Annotated in this window: 18 protein-coding genes and 1 pseudogene; 9 read left to right on the forward strand and 10 right to left on the reverse strand. The window is 70.6% G+C overall.

Features of this window, described 5'->3' with window-relative positions; translation table 11 throughout:
• Positions 1-84: 84 nt before the first annotated feature.
• The 4 genes from HEB94_RS49955 to HEB94_RS48215 all read right to left on the reverse strand — a co-directional run bounded on the left by HEB94_RS49955 (position 85) and on the right by HEB94_RS48215 (position 3,552).
• Positions 85-288 (reverse strand): hypothetical protein, encoded by a 204-nt coding sequence (locus HEB94_RS49955; protein ID WP_202896948.1) that lies wholly within the window; start codon positions 286-288, stop codon positions 85-87.
• On the reverse strand, positions 285-1,091 hold the full coding sequence (locus tag HEB94_RS48205; RefSeq protein WP_202896949.1) for a Gfo/Idh/MocA family protein: 807 nt from the start codon (positions 1,089-1,091) through the stop codon (positions 285-287). The genes HEB94_RS49955 and HEB94_RS48205 overlap by 4 nt, the downstream gene beginning before the upstream one ends.
• A gap of 182 nt (positions 1,092-1,273) precedes the next feature.
• Entirely contained in the window at positions 1,274-2,710 is a 1,437-nt protein-coding gene (locus HEB94_RS48210) for an MFS transporter (protein WP_192756042.1), read from the reverse strand.
• Positions 2,711-2,922: 212 nt separating this feature from the next.
• The gene (locus HEB94_RS48215) at positions 2,923-3,552 is read right to left on the reverse strand and encodes a TetR/AcrR family transcriptional regulator (RefSeq protein ID WP_192756043.1); all 630 of its coding nucleotides are present in this window, start codon (positions 3,550-3,552) and stop codon (positions 2,923-2,925) included.
• Positions 3,553-3,680: 128 nt separating this feature from the next.
• Here HEB94_RS48215 and HEB94_RS48220 point away from each other — a divergent pair, with 128 nt between their 5' ends.
• Positions 3,681-4,571 (forward strand): SDR family oxidoreductase, encoded by an 891-nt coding sequence (locus HEB94_RS48220; RefSeq protein ID WP_192756044.1) that lies wholly within the window; start codon positions 3,681-3,683, stop codon positions 4,569-4,571.
• Here the strand turns inward: HEB94_RS48220 and malQ are convergent.
• Both malQ and HEB94_RS48230 read right to left on the reverse strand, forming a co-directional pair.
• Positions 4,568-6,430 (reverse strand): 4-alpha-glucanotransferase, encoded by a 1,863-nt coding sequence (gene malQ, locus HEB94_RS48225; RefSeq protein WP_192756045.1) that lies wholly within the window; start codon positions 6,428-6,430, stop codon positions 4,568-4,570. The genes HEB94_RS48220 and malQ overlap by 4 nt on opposite strands.
• A 117-nt stretch (positions 6,431-6,547) precedes the next feature.
• Positions 6,548-7,333 (reverse strand): phytanoyl-CoA dioxygenase family protein, encoded by a 786-nt coding sequence (locus HEB94_RS48230; protein WP_192756046.1) that lies wholly within the window; start codon positions 7,331-7,333, stop codon positions 6,548-6,550.
• 323 nt (positions 7,334-7,656) lie between these two features.
• Here HEB94_RS48230 and HEB94_RS55025 point away from each other — a divergent pair.
• From HEB94_RS55025 to HEB94_RS48245, 4 genes and pseudogenes are all read left to right on the forward strand, one after another.
• A pseudogene (locus tag HEB94_RS55025) lies at positions 7,657-7,803 on the forward strand (TetR/AcrR family transcriptional regulator); the annotation flags it as partial.
• A gap of 14 nt (positions 7,804-7,817) precedes the next feature.
• A complete protein-coding gene (locus HEB94_RS52020; RefSeq protein ID WP_238361819.1) occupies positions 7,818-8,360 on the forward strand; it encodes a hypothetical protein in 543 nt (180 codons plus the stop codon).
• 72 nt (positions 8,361-8,432) lie between these two features.
• The gene (locus tag HEB94_RS48240) at positions 8,433-9,629 is read left to right on the forward strand and encodes a cytochrome P450 (RefSeq protein WP_192756047.1); all 1,197 of its coding nucleotides are present in this window, start codon (positions 8,433-8,435) and stop codon (positions 9,627-9,629) included.
• A gap of 240 nt (positions 9,630-9,869) precedes the next feature.
• Entirely contained in the window at positions 9,870-11,369 is a 1,500-nt protein-coding gene (locus HEB94_RS48245) for a sugar porter family MFS transporter (RefSeq protein WP_192756048.1), read from the forward strand.
• A 94-nt stretch (positions 11,370-11,463) separates the two neighbouring features.
• Here the strand turns inward: HEB94_RS48245 and HEB94_RS48250 are convergent, their stop codons facing one another.
• Together HEB94_RS48250 and HEB94_RS48255 are read right to left on the reverse strand one after the other, a co-directional pair.
• Positions 11,464-11,721 (reverse strand): acyl-CoA-binding protein, encoded by a 258-nt coding sequence (locus HEB94_RS48250; protein WP_192756049.1) that lies wholly within the window; start codon positions 11,719-11,721, stop codon positions 11,464-11,466.
• Between the two features lie 155 nt (positions 11,722-11,876).
• Positions 11,877-12,800 carry an aminoglycoside phosphotransferase family protein gene (locus HEB94_RS48255; protein ID WP_192756050.1) on the reverse strand — a complete coding sequence of 308 codons (924 nt, stop codon included), beginning with the start codon at positions 12,798-12,800 and terminating at the stop codon, positions 11,877-11,879.
• Positions 12,801-13,044: 244 nt separating this feature from the next.
• Here HEB94_RS48255 and HEB94_RS48260 point away from each other — a divergent pair, with 244 nt between their 5' ends.
• From HEB94_RS48260 to HEB94_RS48270, 3 genes are read left to right on the forward strand one after another with little or no spacing between them, the layout of a single operon-like run.
• Positions 13,045-14,355 (forward strand): MFS transporter, encoded by a 1,311-nt coding sequence (locus tag HEB94_RS48260; RefSeq protein WP_202896951.1) that lies wholly within the window; start codon positions 13,045-13,047, stop codon positions 14,353-14,355.
• A 9-nt stretch (positions 14,356-14,364) separates the two neighbouring features.
• On the forward strand, positions 14,365-15,060 hold the full coding sequence (locus HEB94_RS48265) for an FCD domain-containing protein (protein WP_202896952.1): 696 nt from the start codon (positions 14,365-14,367) through the stop codon (positions 15,058-15,060).
• Between the two features lie 5 nt (positions 15,061-15,065).
• Complete coding sequence (locus HEB94_RS48270) at positions 15,066-15,995, forward strand: isocitrate lyase/PEP mutase family protein (RefSeq protein ID WP_192756051.1); 930 nt, start codon at positions 15,066-15,068, stop codon at positions 15,993-15,995.
• On the opposite strand, the gene HEB94_RS48275 is transcribed toward HEB94_RS48270, so the two are convergent.
• Complete coding sequence (locus HEB94_RS48275; RefSeq protein WP_192756052.1) at positions 15,944-16,366, reverse strand: PPOX class F420-dependent oxidoreductase; 423 nt, start codon at positions 16,364-16,366, stop codon at positions 15,944-15,946. The genes HEB94_RS48270 and HEB94_RS48275 overlap by 52 nt on opposite strands.
• A complete protein-coding gene (locus tag HEB94_RS48280; protein WP_192756053.1) occupies positions 16,363-16,521 on the reverse strand; it encodes a hypothetical protein in 159 nt (52 codons plus the stop codon). The genes HEB94_RS48275 and HEB94_RS48280 overlap by 4 nt, the downstream gene beginning before the upstream one ends.
• A gap of 103 nt (positions 16,522-16,624) precedes the next feature.
• Here HEB94_RS48280 and HEB94_RS48285 point away from each other — a divergent pair, with 103 nt between their 5' ends.
• Positions 16,625-17,272 (forward strand): PadR family transcriptional regulator, encoded by a 648-nt coding sequence (locus HEB94_RS48285; protein ID WP_192756054.1) that lies wholly within the window; start codon positions 16,625-16,627, stop codon positions 17,270-17,272.
• The last annotated feature ends 130 nt before the right edge of the window (positions 17,273-17,402 follow it).

The raw sequence follows: 17,402 nt of genomic DNA on the forward strand, positions 1-17,402 counted from the left end.
CCGTTCGCCGGCCGGACCCGTCGTGGGCTGCCGACCAGATCCGGTCGGAGCCGCCCGGATCCGGGCGGAGTCGTGGGCCCGCGGCTACCGGCCGCCGACCCGGACGGTCTGGCCCTGGCGCGCCGACTCATAGATGGCCTCGCTGAGTTCGGCGACCGCGATTCCGGCCGCGGGAGGCGACTCGTTGGTCGCTTCGCCGCGGATGGTCGCCGCCCAGGCCGCGTGGATCTCCGGGCCTTCCGGCAGCCGCAGCGGCTGCACGATCTCTCCGGCGCGGTGGTGGGTCACCCGTCCGCCCGCCACGGGTGCTGGGGCTCGGTCTCGTAGCGCAGCAGCCCGGTCGACCCGGACACGATGACGTGCTCCATCCAGGTGGTGGCCAGGTCCCCGACCACGCCGAACTGTCCCTGCACCCCGCCGGCGAAGGACACCGTGGCCGCCGTGTTGATGTCGACCGGCGAACCGGCGTTGTCCACCAGCGCGGACACCGTCTCCACCGGCTGTCCGACCAGCCACAACAACATGTCGGCCAGGTGGGAGCCGCTGTCCATCAGCATGCCGCCGCCGGACAGGCTCGGATCCTGCCGCCACGAACCCGCGGTGCCGCGCAGCCAGCGCTGGCCGCAGGAGATCATGATCGAGCGCAGCTCGCCGATCTCGCCGTTCGCGATCGCCTCACGCATGTACCGGTACGGGGAGAAGAACCGGCGCTGGTAGCGGACCATCACGGTCACGCCCGCGGCGTCGGCGGCCGCCTCGATGTCGCGGGCGTGCCCCGAGACACAGGTCAGCGGCTTCTCGCACAGCACGTGCAGGTTCGCCTTGATGGCGCTCATCACGATCGGGTGGTGCAGCGTGTGCGGGGTGACGACGGTGACGGCATCGAGTTCGACGCCGTTGAACATCTCCTCGGCGTCCTTGAACGCGGGGACCTCGGCCACCATCGGAACTCTGGTGCGGAACAGGTCCAGGTGCTCCGGGTTCGGCTCCGCCAACCCGACGATCTCGAAGTCCGACCCGCTCGCCATCGCCGCCGCGTGTCCGGTCGCCGCACCGCCACAACCGATCACGCCCACCCGAAGCCTGCCCACTGGGACCCCTCCCGCACGAGGACTGCACAACTGCCACGAAGGCACTGCATACGACTGCAGTAACGACCATCCCACAGGACCGGTGGCCGCGAGGGGCATGCGCTCGGCCTAGTTCGGACAACAGCCAGCCAGGTTGCGGCACGGTGTTTTCGGCAGCCGGCCACGTCGAGGGCCGCGCGCGGTCAGCTCGACCGGGCCACCTCGGGGCGGGTCGCGTGCGGGTGAGCCGCCCTCGGGCCGACCGTCTCCCGGGCGACGGTGGCGAAGATGACGGTGGCGGCGAGCATCACACCCGCGAGCGTCAGCACGGCCGCCTGGTAGCCCGTGTGGTCGACGAGCCAGCCCAGCCCGATCGGGCCGATGACGGCCGCGAGGTCACCGAAGGTGCGGTAGATGCCGACGGCGGTGCCCCGGCCGTCGGCGGGGGCGACGTCGGCCATGTAGGCGGCGGGCGTGGGCCCGGAGAAGCCGAGCGCGATGCCGGTGAGCAGGGTGACGAGGACGAAGGCCATCGGGCTCGAGGTCAGGGCGTACACCGGCTGGCTCACCGCGACCACCAGCAGGCCCGGGACGATGACCCGCTTGCGACCGATGCGGTCGGAGAGCCGCCCGACGATGGTCACCAGGATGAGATTGGTGAACGTCACCGCGCCCATCAGCCCGCCGAGCTGTCCGACCGAGAGTCCGACCACGGTGTAGGCGATGATCGGGACCAGCGACTGGGTACCCGCGAAGCGGTTGAGGAAGACCGAGAAGCCGACCGCGCAGATGGCGAGGAAGCTTCCGTCGCCGAGCAGCCTGCGGAGCAGGCTCCGCTCGGGTGCCGCCGGCTGGGCCGAGCCAGGCTGGGCCGGTTCCGGCTGGACCGCGCCGGACTGAACCGCGCCGGACTGAACCGCGGCAGGCTCCACCGCGGCGGGTTCCACCGTGGCGGGCTCCCGGCTTAGCGCGTCGGAGCCGACCGCCGCGCCCTCGACCGTCGCGGGTGCGCGGAGCAGGATGCGGGCGCCGAAGACCAGCACGAGCGTGGCGAGCAGACCGCAGGCCAGGAACGGCGCACGGTAGCCCCACAGGCTGGCGACCAGCCCGCCGAGCGCCGGCCCGAACGCTCCACCGATCAGCTGGCAGCCCTGCAGCAGCGACATCGCCCGGCCCCGGTCGGCGGAGCTGGTGAGGTGCACCACCAGCGTCATGCCGGACGTGATGGCCATGCCACCCGCGAGTCCGGCGACGAAGCGGAGCACGAGCAGGACGGTGAGGCTGGGCGCGAACGCCGTGACCGCCTGCAACACGACGACGCAGGCGACGGAGACGAGCAGCATCTTGCGCGGGTCGAGGCGCTCGCTGAGCATGCCGGCCGGGATGTTGACGACCAGCCGGCCGATGCCGAACAACGCGATCAGCAGGCCGAGTTGGGTGGCGTTCGCGCCGAACTCCGTGGCGTACAGCGGAAGGACGGGCACCACCACCGACCAGGCCGTCTGGGTGGAGGCGATGGCCATACAGACGATGACCAGGACGGGGTCGACGTTGCCCACCCGGGCGATGAGAAGGCGGCGAAGCCCCGCCTGTCCACGGCGCAGGAGGCCGCGCCGGCCGTCCGACTTCAGCGTCGCCACAGAGTGCTCTCACACACTGCCGTGACCACCACCGCGAAGTTCACCGCCTGGACGACTGAGCCCCCGCCGGCCTCGACCAGCCGACGCTCGCACCTGCTGCTGCCAGGCGCGAGGCCTGGGCTCTCTCACGGTAGCGGTGTCGACGGCGGTGGCGTCCCGTGAGTCCGGTACCGGCATTCCCGAGGTGCGGGTGGGATGTCGCCCGCGCCGGGTCAGTGCTGGTCGCGACGGCGACGCGTCGGACGGCGGAGGCCGTTCAGTGCCGTCTCCACGATCGAGTCGGCGTAGTGGGGCGTGAGCGGTCCGCTGCGTTGCAGCCACCGGTTGAGGAGGGGGCCCCACACCATCTCGACGGCCACGTCGAGGTCGAGGTCCGCGCGGAGTTCGCCGGCCCGTTGGGCGCTGCGCAGCCGCTCCTTCTTCGCCTCCTTCAGCGGGCCGTCCAGGCGTTCGGCGTAGGCGGCCGCGAGCGCGGGGTCGTGCAGGATCTCGGTGTTGAGCGCGCGCATGGGCTCGTCGTAGCGCGGATCGTTCAACTCCGCCACCGTCGAGCGAAGGACCGCCTTGAGGTCGGCCTCCAGGTCGCCGGTGTCGGGCAGGGCGGGTCGACCGGTCTCGCCCTCGCTGAGCATGAGGAACGCGTCGAAGAGCACCGCTCCCTTGGACGGCCACCAGCGGTAGATCGTCTGCTTGCCGACGCCGGCCCGGGCGGCGATGCCCTCGATGCTCAGCCTGGCGTATCCCACCTGCCCGACCAGGTCGAAGGCCGCGGCGAGGATCGCCCGCCGGGACTCCTCGCTGCGTCGGGTGGCGTCCGGTGCGGCTCGACGTCGCGTCGTCATGGGTGAACGCTAGCAGCAAGACGAGACGGTCCGTCTTGACAGTCGGGTCGACCCGATGCAGAGTAGGCGACGTGGCGAGACGGTCCGTCTCGTCTTCCGATCCGGCGAGATCCGACAGGAGCAGTCCCATGGACGACCCGACCCGCCGTAGCGGCCGCGTCTGGTTCATCACCGGCGCCGGCCGCGGCCTCGGCCGAGCGTTCGCCCAGTCCGCCCTGGACGCGGGCGATCACGTGGTGGCCGCGACCCGAACCACCGCCGTCCTGGACGATCTGGCCGCGCGGGCCGGGGAGCGGCTGCTCGTCCTCCCCCTCGACGTCACCGACCGGGAGGCGGTCTTCACCGCGGTCGACACGGCGGTGCGGCACTTCGGCCACCTCGACATCGTGGTGAACAACGCCGGCATCCTCGTCGTCGGGATGGTCGAGGAGTTCACCGAAGCCGAGGCCCGGGCGCAGCTGGAGACGAACTTCCTCGGTGCGTTGTGGGTCAGCCAGGCTGTCGTCCCGGTGCTCCGGGCCCAGGGATCGGGGCACATCGTGCAGATCTCCAGCATCGGCGGCCTGGGCGGCTTCCCCACCACCGGGCTCTACAGCGCGAGCAAGTTCGCGCTCGAAGGTATGAGCGAGGCGCTGGCCATGGAGGTCGCGCCCCACGGCGTGCGGCTCACCATCGTCCAGCCCGGCGGATACTGGACGGATCTCTACCGCGGCATGCGCTCGACGACGCCGCTGGAGGCGTACGCACCCCTGCGCGCCGAGCTCGCCGACCAACTGGCCGAGAACTCCGTCGACAGCCAGCCGCGCCTGGCCGCCGAGGCCCTGATGAAGGTGGTCGACAGCGACGATCCGCCGCTGCGCGTCGTGTTCGGCAGCATGGTCTACGACCTCGCCTTCGAGCTCACCCGGCAACGCATGCGCACCTGGGCGGGCTGGGAGGACGTCAGCCGCGCGGCCGAGCACGCGGTGCCCGAACCGGTCGGGGCGAGCCACGCCGGCGGAGGCCAGGACACGACCTAGTGGGTCACCGTCGAGTGACTCGTGGCGTCCGCCGGCCCGCGGGTCGCCTCGGTCAGGACGTCGCCGATCCGGGCGGCGGTGGGGCTGGTCCGGAGTTCGTCGAGGGTCACCGGCAGGGCCAGCGACCAGTTGGGGCGCAGGTCGTCGGCGCCGGGAATGTTGGGCCGCTCCGCTTCGACCGCCGCGTCCTCCAGCGTCGCGGTGAGCATGACCGAGGGTGCGCGGGCCAGAAGCTGGTAGGCGGCCACCACCGCCTCCGCGCCGGTGGCGTCCGGAGCGAGCGGGCCGGTCGCGGCCAGCCGGGCCTGGATCGCCGCCGTGCTGCGTTCGTTCGGGTTGAGCCCGAGACGCCGCTGGGTCTGCAGGTCGGAGCCGTCCCACAGCCCGGCGACGGTCGGCAGGTCGTGCGTGGTGACCGCGGCCATCGACGTGGGCGGCCAGGTGGAGGGGTCGTCCTCCTCGAACCACAACAGCCGGTAGGACAGGATGTCCCGCTCGGCCAGCATCGGTCGTACCCCTTCCTCCACGGTGCCGAGGTCCTCGCCGACGACGACGGCTCCGCTGCGCTGGCTCTCCAGCGCCATCAGGGCGAGCAGGTCCTCCGCGGGGTAGCGCACGTAGGCGCCGTCGGCCGGGCTTTCGCCCGCCGCGATCCACCAGAGCCGGAACAGCCCCATCACGTGGTCGACCCGCAGTCCGCCACCGGCGGCCATGCTGGCCCGGATCGTCTCGACGAAGGGCTGGTAGCCCGCGGCGCGCAGCTTCCACGGCACGAACGGCGGCAGCCCCCAGTACTGCCCCTGCCGGTTGAACTCGTCCGGCGGAGCGCCGACCGAGACGTCGAGGGCGAGCAGGTCCTGCCACTCCCAGGCGTCGAACCCGTCGGGGTCGAAGCCGATGGGCAGGTCCTGGACGACCGGCAGGTCGCGGGCGACCGCACCGAGCTGACGGTCGACGAGCCACTGCAGCCAGGCGTGGAACCGGACCCGGTCGCCGGATTCGGCGGCGGCAGCGGCGACCGCCGACGCGTGTGGGTCGTGCAGGTCGGTCGGCCAGTCGCGCCAGCGTGGCCCGTGTCGTTCGGTCAGGACGGCCCAGGTGGCGAAGCGGCGCAGCGAGAGAGGCTGCTCGTCGTACCACCGGTCGAACGCCGCACCGGCGCCCGCCGTACGCCAGATCGCCTCGAGCGCCTCCAGCTTGATCCGCCAGACGGCGTCCCGGTCGATCTCGCGGTACTGGTTCAGCGAACGACCGGCGGCCGCCGCCCCCTCGACCACCTCCGGCACCAGCTCGGCGCCGGGTACGTCCTCGACCCGCAGGTACAGCGGGTTCTGGAAACGGCGGCTGGCCGGGAAGTACGGACTCGGCTGCTGGGGTCCCGCCGGCGCGACGGCGCCGAGGGGGTTGACGAGGACGAACCCTCCTCCGTGCGCCCTGGACCAGGCGGCGACGCCGGCCAGGTCCCCGAGGTCGCCCATCCCCCAGCTCCGCGACGATCGGGTGGCATAGACCTGCGCCGCCCATCCCCACGCCCGCCAGCCGGCCGGCAGGTGGCAGCGAGGCGGCGTCACGATGAGTCGCCGCGACCTGCCCTCCGGGTCGACGAACGCGTGGTAGCCGAGCGGGAGGTCCGTCGGCGCGGAGTCGGCGGTCGCGTCCACGGAGATCGGCGTACCGTCCTCCAGCACGATCTCGCCGGGACCGGTGGGCGCCGGACGACCGGCCTGGACGATGAGCGGGCCGTCCTCACGCGGGCGGCCGATGATGTCCCGCAGCCGCGCCACCGTACGGTCGGGGACCGCCCGGGTCGCCCCGTCGGCGTCCTCGTAGGAACTCTCGACACCCCACTCGTCCGGCATCCCACCTGCCCCGCATCCCGCCTGGCGGCGTCGTCCTCCGGTTCGGTCTGGGAGACACGCCCCCAGGGTGTGCCTGACGGATCATGGCCGGTTCACCCACGATCCGCAGGACATGCCCTAGGCCCGGGCCAGGACCACGGGGAACGCGTCGTCGGTCATGAGTTCACCGTCGGGGACCGTCACGAAACGCTTCATGACGTGCTCGCCGCTCGCGACGTAGCGCGTGTCCTCGCCCATGACGTGCAGGGCGATGGCGCGGCGGGGACGGTTGCTGGTGTTGCCGTGCGACCCGTGCCACGTCAGCGAGTGGTGGTAGTGGACCTCACCCTTGGCGACCGGGCGCAGCACCACCTCGACGGGTTTTCCGTCGTACGTCTGGGGCAGGACGGGGTTGTCCCTGATGCTGTGGAGGTAGTCGATGCGGTCGCCCCACGTGTGGGAGCCGCGCACCATGCTCATGCAGCCGTTCGACTCGTCCACGTCGTCCAGGGCGACCCAGGCGGTGACCTGCGTCATCGGCGCCAGGATCGGCCACAGCGGCGCGTCCTGGTGCCAGTGCAGCAGACCACCCTGTTCGGCGGGCTTGTACTGGATCTGGTCGTGCCAGATGCGCAGCTCCGTCGCGTCCATGAGCTGCGCGAGCTCCTCGGTGATCCGCTGGTTCCCGGTCAGCCGCGCGAAGGGTTTGCTCGCCTGCCAGATGTTCACGATCTGCCAGATCGGACGCTCGTCGGTTCCGAGGTTGGACAGCAGGACGGGCTGTGGCTGGTCGGCTCGCTCGCGCTCGGCGATGACCCGCTCCATCTCGGCGCGAAGCTCGTCCACCTCGTCGTCACTGAGTACCCTGCCGCCCTTCACGAACCCGTCGGCGTGAAAACGCGCCACCTGCTCCTGCGTCAGCATCCCTCTCGCCTCATCCCGAACCGGGGGAACGGAAGCCACCCGGCGCGGCCTCCGGTCCCCACGTGATCTCGTCGGCAACGTCTCCCGGGCGTAGGACGGATGTCAAGCCGCGTTCACGGAGCTGTCCGGCACGGGCCGTCCAGAACATCGGGACCACGTCGAGACCGCGCCGGGCCTTGTCGGCGCCCGGGACCCTGGCTAGCCTCGATCGTGACCCCGTGACCAGATTCGAAATCCGGTCATCCGGTCATTCGGCACCGCTCGGCTGATCAGCTCCCGGTCGTCGACATCTCCGTCCAGGGCCGGCGGCATCGGAGGCGCCCATGCCCGAGACGTCACAAGGCTCGCCCACGCGGGCCGACCGGATCCTCGACGCGGCCGGCAGCCTGCTGCTGCGGCACGGCTACCGGAAGGTCAATGTCGAGGACATCGCCCGCCGGGCCGGGATCGGCAAGGGCACCGTCTACCTGCACTGGCGGACCACGTGCTGGAAGCACTGCTGCTGCGCGAGTCCGTCTCCCTGGTCGAGGAGCTCCTGGACCGGATCCGGGAGGACCCGGCCGAGATCACCCCGCACCGGTTCGTCCGCAGCACCTACCTCGCCACCGTGCGCCGCCCGCTCGTCTCCGCCCTCGTCACCGGCGACGCCGAACTGCTCGGCCGGCTCATGGACAGCGCCGTACGAAGCAAACAGCTCCTCGCGAACGAACGGTTCGTCACGGTGCTGACGCGGAACGGCCTGCTCCGCAGCGACATCGACCATCTCGGCTACGCGATGCAGGCCACCTCCGCCGGCTTCTACCTGATCGACAACCTCGCCACCCGGCAACCCGAGCTTGCACTCGACCTGGAGGCGCGGGCGGACGCCTTCGCCCACACCATCCGCCATGCCTTCGAGCCGCCCGGCGAACCCGACCCCGGCGCCCTGAAGGCAGCCGCCACCGAACTCGGCACGGTCCTGGAGGAACTGGTGGCGACCTACCGAGCCTGGATCTACTCCGCGGGACCGGGCCGCCCGCCCGGCTGAGCGCGGACCGCGGGCCGTCGCGGCTGATGCCCACGGCCCGCACCCGACATCCAACAGAACGGGGAGAACACCATGACTGTCTTCGCCGACACGTGGGGCGTCCACGAGCGCCAGTTCTGGCTGCGTGAGCGGACGCCGAGCCGACCGGTGGAGTTCGACGACGCGCGCGGTGTCTGGAACGTCTACGGCTATCCGGAGTGCCTGCAGATCCTCGCCGACCCCGGGACGTACTCCTCCGACACGAGCCGCGTGGTCCCCGAAGGGCGGCCGTTCCGCGAGGGCAACCTCGTGACAATGGACCCGCCTGACCACCACAAGCTCCGCAGGCTGGTGAGTCACGCCTTCACCCCCAAGGTGATCGCGGATCTCGAACCCCGCATCGCCGAACTCACCGAGGAGATGCTCGAGGAGGTGACCGACCAGGACCGACTGGAGCTGGTCGCCGACCTCGCCTACCCGCTGCCGGTCACCGTCATCGCCGAACTGCTGGGAGTGCCGAGCAGTGACCGGCACCTGTTCAAGAAGTGGGTCGACGCGCTGTTCGACCGTACCCAGGAGGTGTCTCTGCTCACCAGCGAGGAGGAGCGCAAGCGCGAGATGGACATCGGCCTGGAGAAGATCCGGCACCTGACCGACTATCTCGGCGAACACGCCGCGGAGCGCCGGCGGCAGCCCCGGGAGGACCTGCTCAGCAAGCTCGTCCAGGCCGAGGTCGACGGTGAACGCCTGAGCGACGCGGCCGTGGTGAACTTCGCCAACGTCTTGTTGATAGCCGGACACATCACGACCACCATGCTGCTGGGCAACACGGTGTTGTGCCTGGACGCACACCGAGAGCAGGCGGCGCGGGTGCGCGCCGACCGGTCGATGGTGCCCACCGCGATCGAGGAGTCGCTGCGCTTCCTCAGTCCGTTCGCGACACTTGCCCGGGTGACCACCCTGGACGTCGAGATCGGTGGCCACGCGGTTCCGGCCGACCAACTGCTCCTGGTGTGGGTGGCCGCCGCCAACCGGGACGAGCGGGAGTTCGCGCGTCCGCACGTGTTCGACCCGACTCGCGACCCCAACCCGCACCTCGCCTTCGGGCGCGGCATCCACTTCTGCATCGGTGCGCCCCTTGCCCGCCTCGAGGGCCGGATCGCGTTGAACATCCTGCTGGACCGTTTCCCGCACCTGCGCACCGATCCCGACCACCAGCCGACGTTCACCCCATCGCCCAACATGACCGGCGTCAAGACCCTGCCCCTGCGCACGCACGCCGCTGCCTGAACCCCGCCACCCGGCCGCCGGCGAATGCGGGAGAGGTCTCCACATGCCGGCGGCCGGTCCCTTTCCGCGACCCCGAACAGGCCGAGATCCGCGCGGAAAGCCACAAGCTGCCAGCGGTGCTAGGGTCGCCAACGGAGCCTTGCCACCCAGGCGTCCCGGGCGAAGACCCCTGCTCCGTCGGGTATCCACGGGCTCGTGCACGCGTCGACCAGCCACTGGAGCGAGGCGGAGGTGCCGGACATGAGCGAGGCCAGTAGGAGCAAGGACGTCCTGGCGACACTGGACGAACACGTCCCCACCGCCTTCTACTGGAAGCTCACCCTCCTCGCCACGGTGGGCGGGTTCCTGTTCGGGTACGACACGGCGAATATCGGATCAGTCCTGAACTTCGTGCCATACGAACTCAGTGACCTGGCCACCGGCTACCTCGTCGCGGGAGCTTCGCTGGGCGCCGCCGTCGGCGCCTTCTTCGCCGGACCACTGACCGACAAGTTCGGGCGAAAGTCCTTACTGGTGGCGGATGCCGGCATCTATGCGGCCGGCGCGATCCTGTCGGCCGTGGCGTGGAACGTCGAGGTCCTGTTGATCGCGCGTACCCTCATCGGACTCGCGGTCGGCGCCGACTCCGCGATCGCGACGGCCTACATCGCCGAGTACGCACCGAAGAACCGGCGCGGAGCGCTGAGCATCCTGCAGCAGTGGATGATCACGGTCGGAATCTTCGTGTCCTACGTCATCGCCTTCGTGGTGCTGCGGGCGATGCCGCAACACACCAGCACCGTCGACTGGCGGTTGATCCTCGGTCTCGGCGCGATCCCCGCGCTGCTCGCACTCGTCCTGCGCACCCAGATGCCCGAGTCGCCGCGCTGGCTGCTGAAACAGGGCCGTTTCGACGACGTACGCAAGGCGGTCGCCCAACTCGGACACGAGGTCACCACCGAGCAGATCCGGGCGAGCGCGCAGGCGACCCTCACGCCGGCGGAGCAGGAGGGCGAGCAGAAGCGGTCCCGGATCCGCGACTGGACTCCTGGCGTACGCCGGGCGCTGATCGTGGTCGTGGTGTTCTTCGTCTTCCAGCAGATCACCGGCATCAACGTGCCGTTCTACTACGGGCCGCGCATCCTCGATCCCTACTTCGGTGGAGGGTCGGAGGTCGACGCCGCGACGTTGGCTGTCGGAGTGACCGCCATCATGGCGGCGGTCAACGTGATCGCGACCTACTTCGCGTTCCGGTTCATCGACCGGATCGGCCGCCGCCGGCTCGCCATCGCCGGCTTCACCGGCATGGCGGTCTTCATCCTGGTGGGCGCCATCGGCGACGGGCTCCTGGCGGGCATCGCCAAGATCATCGTCGTGCTGATCGCGCTGGACTTCTTCATCGCTTCGTTCGCCGTCGGCGTCGGTGGAACGGGCTGGCTGATCCAGGGCGAGGTGTTCCCTACCGCCGTGCGTGGGCGGGCCGCCGCGATCGGCGCCACCGCCGACTGGCTCGCCAACTTCGCGCTGATCCTGCTGTTCCCGATCTGGACGAGTGCCATCGGCCTGTCCTGGGTGATGGTCTGCTTCGCCGCGCTGTGTCTGATGGCGGTCGCCTTCGTCGCGGCGTACCTCCCAGAGACCAAGGGGTTGTCGGTCGAGCAGACCACCGAGGTGTTCACCAAGGCGGCCTCCGCCGGTGTGCTCGCGCATCCCAAGCGTCTGCACGGGCAGGACGAGACCCAGCAGAAGGGGGCGGGCTGAGCCCCCGCCCGCGCACGAGGCGGGGTCGCGGTCGGCGTAAGGCGGGCTTGCGCCGACCGACGCGCGAGCGGTGCGGGCTCAGTGGGCCGTGAGCTCAGTGGGGCAGCCCCGCGGCGAGCTGCACGTAGGCACGCTTGGCGTCGTCGGTGGGCATCCCCGCGACCGAGGCCCACGAGTCGTACTTCGCGCGCCCGACCGGGTTGGTGAAACCGGGACGCCTACCGTCGACGTCCCCGCTGGTCGCCTGCTTGTACAGCGCGTACAGGCGCAGCTTGATCTCGGTGCCGGGATCCTTGACCTGACCGTTGACCGCGGACACCGACGCGTCGAACTCCGCGTCCAGATCGCTCATGCGCTCCTCCGTTGGACCATCGCCTGGGCAAGCACGGTCTATCCGGTTACCTCCGCGTAGGCAACGGCGCGGAGCGAAACCCCGACTTCGCACGCCGAGTTCGCAGACGGACCTCCGCATCCCGCAGCGCGGGCGCTCGCCGGCTGGCCCCTCGGTCAGGCGTCGGCACAGGCGACTCCGACCGCCCATCGCCGCGACAGGTGGTGGAGGTGGTCGAGCAGGCCCTGCCGTTCGGCCGGTTCGGCGAGCAGCAGGTGGGTCGGCCAGCCCAGCAGGAGCAGTCGGATCTCGGCGGCGAGGATCGCCCGCTCGAGCACGACGTCGGATCGGATCCCGCGGGCGCGGACGTAGGCGTCCAGCATCGCCTCCCGGGGCGGCCGCGCGCCGTCGAACTCCGCCCGCTGCCACAGCAGCGCGAGGTCCTCCGGACCGTGCCCGACACCGACCTCCTGCCAGTCCGCCCACACCAGGCCCTCCTGGTCGAGCAGCAGGTTTCCCGCGTGCCAGTCCCCGTGCAGCAGGCAGACCGGCAGCCCGGCGACCGCGGCGTCCAACTGCCCGAGCTGGTCCAGCAGCGGCCCGGCGATGCTGTCCAGACCCAGCTGACGCCAGGCGGTCAGGGCGGTGGCCGCCTCGGTGCGCGCGACCCGACGGGGCCGGTTCAGCCAGGAGTACCGATCATTGCCCACGGCGAGAGAGGGCTGGTGGAGGGCGCCGAGTTCCTCCGCCGCCGCGACCCACTCCCGCGGCGCCCACCGCTCCGCAGGAGGCGTCGGCTCGGCGGCGGACAACAGCAGACACGTCAGGTCGGCGGTGTCGGCCGCGGCCAGGAGTCGGGGCGTGCGGACCGGCAGCTGCGCCGCCAGCGCCTGGTAGAACCAGAACTCCCGGCGGGCCCGGTCGTTCAACACCGGTGTCGTGGTGACCTTGAGCACCGCGACGCGTCCGTCGCCGAACACCAGCCGGTGCACGCCGGCGCCGGACGCCGCGCCGGTGAGGCGTTGACGGTCACGCAGTGACTCTGGACCGTGCCGCATCACCCGAAGACACCGCGCGATGAGCTCCTCGTCATCGTGCATCGAACCGATTCCCGCCCCGCGGAATCACCGCGTTCGTCGTGCCGGACCGCCCATCGTTCCTGCCATCGGAGCGGATTGCACCCCAATATCCCCCGTGGAGCCCGTCGTAGTCAGTGACTTCTGCCGACTGATCATGTTCAGTCCGACATGCAGGACATGTTGCCTACTGTTGACAGTTCTCAGAGGGCGGGGCAAGCTGGCGGCCCATCGAACCGGTTACGGGGCCCATCGATGAGGGCGGCCATTGACGAACCCTTCGGCCCGGACGCACAACGCGGCCCAGCCACTGGCCCAGTTGTCACCAAAAGTGGTGGTTGCCGGCGCCGTCGGCTCGATCGTCGAGTACTACGACTTCGCTCTATACGGCTACGTCGCGACGATCCTGGCGGCGCAGTTCTTCGCCAGCGGCGACCCGACCGCGGCCCTCCTGAACACCCTCGCGACCTTCGCGCTCGCCTTCGTCCTGCGCCCGCTGGCCGGGATCCTGTTCGGCCACCTCGGGGACCGCTACGGCCGCAAGAACGCGCTCGCCGCCACGGTGTTGGTGATGGCGGTGGCCAGCGGCCTGATCGGCTTCCTCCCGACCTACGCCGCGATCGGTGTCGGCGCCAGCGCTCTGCTGGTCCTCGCGCGCTGCGTCCAGGGTGTCGCGGCCGGCGGTGAACTCGGTGGTGCGGCGTCCCTGGTCGCGGAGTACTCCCCCAACCATCGGCGCGGGGTGCTGTGCGCCACCACCCAGACGGGCGCGCTCACCGGAGCGCTCCTCGCGTCACTGCTGGTCAGCGCGCTGAACCAGCTTCTCGGTACGGCCACCATGGCGGACTGGGGCTGGCGGGTGCCGTTCCTGATCGCCATCCCGCTCGGCCTGGTCGGGCTGTGGATCCGGACCCGGCTCGCGGACTCACCGCACTTCGCCGAGCTCGAGCGCGGTGAGGAACAGGCCAAGGCCCCCGTCCTGGAGCTGTTCCGGAACCACCGGAGCGGCCTGGCGAAGACGATCGGGCTGTCGATCCTGCTGTTCGCCGGTTATTACGTCGCCTACGTCTACGTCAACATCCACCTGCAGAAAGTGGTCGGCGTCGACCCGCGGCTGGCGTTCTGGTCGACCACCCTGACCCTCGCGGTCTCCGTCGCGGCCACGCCGTTGTTCGGGAGGTTGTCAGACCGGGTGGGCCGCAAGCCGGTCTTCGTCGGAGCGAGCGTCGCGGCCGGGATCCTCGCCCTCCCGTGCTTCGTGCTGCTGAACCAGGGCGGCGCGATCGCGGTGGCCTCCCACGTGGTGCTCGGGATCACCGACTCGGCGCTGATGGGCGTGGCGTTGGCGGCGTTCGCGGAGATGTTCCCGACCCGGGTCCGCTACACCGGCGTCGCGCTCGGCTTCAACGTCGGTGCCGCGCTGGCCGGCGGGACCGCCCCCTACGTCTCCACCTGGCTCGTCAACACCACCGGCTCGGCGCTGTCGCCGGCGTACTTTCTCATCTGCACCGCGGCGGTCACCCTGCTGACCGCCCTGAAGCTCAGGGAGACTGCGGGAAGTGCACTGCGCGACGTCTGAGGAGGAAGAGTGAGTTCAGTCGACATCTCTCGCCGGCTGGAGCGGAACGGCACGTTCTCCCGGCGTACCGAGGCGGTCATCCGGGAGATGATCCTGGACGGCAGCCTCGCTCCGGGCGACCGGATCAACGAGGTGGAGCTGGCCGGCGAGCTCGGCATCAGCCGTGGGCCGCTGCGGGAGGCCATCCAGCGGCTGGCGGGCGAGGGGCTGTTGACGGTGATCAGCCACCGCGGCGCGTTCGTGCGCACCTTCGAGCCGCGCGAGATCGTCGAACTCTACGAGCTGCGGGCCGCGCTGGAGCTGCACGCCATCCGGCTGCTGGCCGAACGCGCGAGCGACGACGGCCGCACCGACGTCGATGCGGTGCTGGCCGGGGCGCGAGACGGGATGGCCACCCCGAACGGACACGCGTACCCCGCCGAGCCCGACTTCCACCAGCGCCTGGTCATGCTGGTCGACAATCAGGCGTTGCTGCGGTCCTGGCTGGAGGTGCACCGCCAGCTCTCCCTCGTACGAACCCGGTCCGGCCAGGAGCCGCTGCGGGACCGCGCGACCGTCCTCGAACACGACGAGATCCTGGCCGCGCTGAGCAAACGCGACGCCGAGCGTGCGGTGGCGCTGATGCGGGCCCACCTGACCTGTGCCATGCACCACGCCCTTGCCGTGCTCGGGCTTACCGACGAGCGGCCCACCACCCAGGAGTAGCTCCCTTGTCCCCCGCGTCTCCTCCCTCCCGCGCACCCACCACCCGGCTCCGCCGTCGCCTCGCCACCGGGAGTCCCCCGCTCCTCCTTCCGGGCGCGCCGAACGCGCTCACGGCACGGGTGATCGAGGAGAGCGGCTTCGAGGCCGTCTACGTCTCCGGCGCGGGAGTGACCAACACCTTCCTCGGGTCACCCGACCTCGGGCTGCTGACCCTCGACGAGCTCGTCGCCCACGCCGCCGCGATGAGGGACGCCGTGGAACTGCCGTTGGTCGTCGACGCCGACACCGGCTTCGGCAACGCCATCAACGTGCGGCGCACCGTACGACGGCTCGAACGCGCGGGTGCCGCCGCGATCCAGATCGAGGACCAGGTGAACCCGAAGAAGTGCGGCCACTTCGCGGGCAAGGAGGTGATCGCCGCGGCGGAGATGGTCGGGAAGGTCGCCGCCGCCGTCGACGCGCGGACCGACGACGATCTGCTGATCATCGCCAGGACCGACGCCCGTGCCACCGACGGACTCGACGAGGCGTGCGAGCGCGCCAACGCCTACCTCGCGGCGGGCGCCGACATCGCCTTCGTGGAGGCGCCACGCAGCATCGAGGAGATGCGGCAGGTCACCGCCCGGGTACCCGGTCTGCACGTGGCGAACATGGTCGAGGGCGGACTCACACCACTGCAGCCGCTGGGGACGCTGCGGGATCTGGGCTTCGCCATCGCGCTGTACGCCAACACCGCCATGCGCGGCGCCATCCTCGGGATGCGAGACGTACTGCTCCACCTCGGTGAGCACGGCGACACCCTCGCCGCGGGCGAGCTGATGGTCACCTGGGAGGAACGGCAGGCCCTGGTCCGCAAGCCGTACTTCGACGAACTCGACCAGCGCTACGCCGGCGACACCCAGGGGCCGACGCCGCCGATGCGCTCGACGGAGTAGCGAATGATGAAGCCAGGACCCTTCGGCGCCGGGAACTCCGCGTCCGGGCCGATGTAGACCTTCGCCAGGCCGTTGAGCAGATCCCAGGCCTGCTCGCTCGGCTCGATGCTCGCCCGCGCCCGCACGACGGCGTACGGGTTCATGAACACGCCAGGCTCCCGCGGCGCGTCGAAGGACAACACGACCCGCGGGTCACGGTCGATGTTGCGCAGCTTCGCGTACCACCCCATGTGAGCGCTGACGAGATCGTCGCCGTCCACCGCGATCCACATGACGGTCACCTGCGGGCTTCCGTCGGCGTTGATCGTGGTCAGGTGAGCCATCGGGCCGGACGCGACCAGCTCCTCGAGTTCACGCGGAAGACGGGTCATGGCCTGATCACTTCTCTCACGCCCTTCACCGTACCCGAGCGTGTCGACCCGACCTGCCTCACCGCGAGCAGGCCTCCCACCAGCACCGCGAGGACCCCCAGGACGAGGCAGCCGAGCCCACCGGTCAGGAGCACACTGAGCGGCCAACTGGTCATCTCGGTGTCGAACACCCCGTCGGCCGAGCGGGCTCTTGGCCTCTTGTCACGGCATACTCGCGTACGTATGCTCGTGGACGAGTAATTGGGAGAGGTGACCTCCATGGCAAAGCGTCGAAGGGTCGGCAACATCCTGGCTCTCGCCGTGCTCGCCACGCTCGTCCAGCGACCGATGCACCCCTACGAGATGGCCTCCCTGCTCCGCGCCCGCGGCAAGGAGCAGGACATGCGGATCAAGTGGGGCTCGCTCTACACGGTGGTGGGGAACCTCGAGAAGCACGGCCTCGTCGAGGCCACCGAGAGTGTGCGGCAGGGCGGCCGCCCGGAGCGGACGATCTACCGGATCACCGACGCCGGGCGGGAGGAGCTCCTCGACTGGACGCGGGAGTTGATCTCCACGCCCGAACGCGAGTTCCCGCGGTTCGAGGCCGGCCTGTCCGTGCTCGGCGTCCTCCCGCCGGAGGAGGCGATCGACCTGCTCCGGCAACGATTGGGCCTGCTGGAGCAGGAACTCCACCGCGATCGGGACGCGCTCGCGGAGCATGGCAAGGACGTGCCCCGGCTGTTCCTGGTCGAGATGGAGTACGACCTCGCGGTCCGCGCCGCCGAGGCCACCTGGACCCGCTCGCTGCTCGACGAACTCACCAGCGGATCCTTCCCGGACCTCGACGTGTGGCGGGCCTGGCACGAGACGGGCGAGGTACCCCCTGAGATGGCCGAGCTCGCCGACAGGGGCCGACCCCAGGACTGACCACCGAAGGGCCTGACCACCAAAGGACCCTGAACGCCAAAAAGGACCCTGACGCGGTGCGGCAACACCGCGGCCAGGGCCCTCGAACCTCGAACCGGAATCCGCGCAGCGGACCCAGCCACAAGGTGGC

The sequence above is a fragment of the Actinopolymorpha pittospori genome, assembly GCF_014873875.1.
Lineage (GTDB): Bacteria > Actinomycetota > Actinomycetes > Propionibacteriales > Actinopolymorphaceae > Actinopolymorpha > Actinopolymorpha pittospori.

What these genes read in the sequence shown, in the direction of transcription:
- HEB94_RS48215 (WP_192756043.1), bottom strand. Translation starts at nt 3,552, where the DNA reads ATGACGACGCGACGTCGAGCCGCACCGGACGCCACCCGACGCAGCGAG.
- HEB94_RS48285 (WP_192756054.1), top strand. Translation starts at nt 16,625, where the DNA reads ATGGCAAAGCGTCGAAGGGTCGGCAACATCCTGGCTCTCGCCGTGCTC.
- HEB94_RS48220 (WP_192756044.1), top strand. Translation starts at nt 3,681, where the DNA reads ATGGACGACCCGACCCGCCGTAGCGGCCGCGTCTGGTTCATCACCGGC.
- malQ (WP_192756045.1), bottom strand. Translation starts at nt 6,430, where the DNA reads ATGCCGGACGAGTGGGGTGTCGAGAGTTCCTACGAGGACGCCGACGGG.
- HEB94_RS48230 (WP_192756046.1), bottom strand. Translation starts at nt 7,333, where the DNA reads ATGCTGACGCAGGAGCAGGTGGCGCGTTTTCACGCCGACGGGTTCGTG.
- HEB94_RS48255 (WP_192756050.1), bottom strand. Translation starts at nt 12,800, where the DNA reads ATGCACGATGACGAGGAGCTCATCGCGCGGTGTCTTCGGGTGATGCGG.
- HEB94_RS48250 (WP_192756049.1), bottom strand. Translation starts at nt 11,721, where the DNA reads ATGAGCGATCTGGACGCGGAGTTCGACGCGTCGGTGTCCGCGGTCAAC.
- HEB94_RS48240 (WP_192756047.1), top strand. Translation starts at nt 8,433, where the DNA reads ATGACTGTCTTCGCCGACACGTGGGGCGTCCACGAGCGCCAGTTCTGG.
- HEB94_RS48275 (WP_192756052.1), bottom strand. Translation starts at nt 16,366, where the DNA reads ATGACCCGTCTTCCGCGTGAACTCGAGGAGCTGGTCGCGTCCGGCCCG.
- HEB94_RS48245 (WP_192756048.1), top strand. Translation starts at nt 9,870, where the DNA reads ATGAGCGAGGCCAGTAGGAGCAAGGACGTCCTGGCGACACTGGACGAA.
- HEB94_RS48280 (WP_192756053.1), bottom strand. Translation starts at nt 16,521, where the DNA reads ATGACCAGTTGGCCGCTCAGTGTGCTCCTGACCGGTGGGCTCGGCTGC.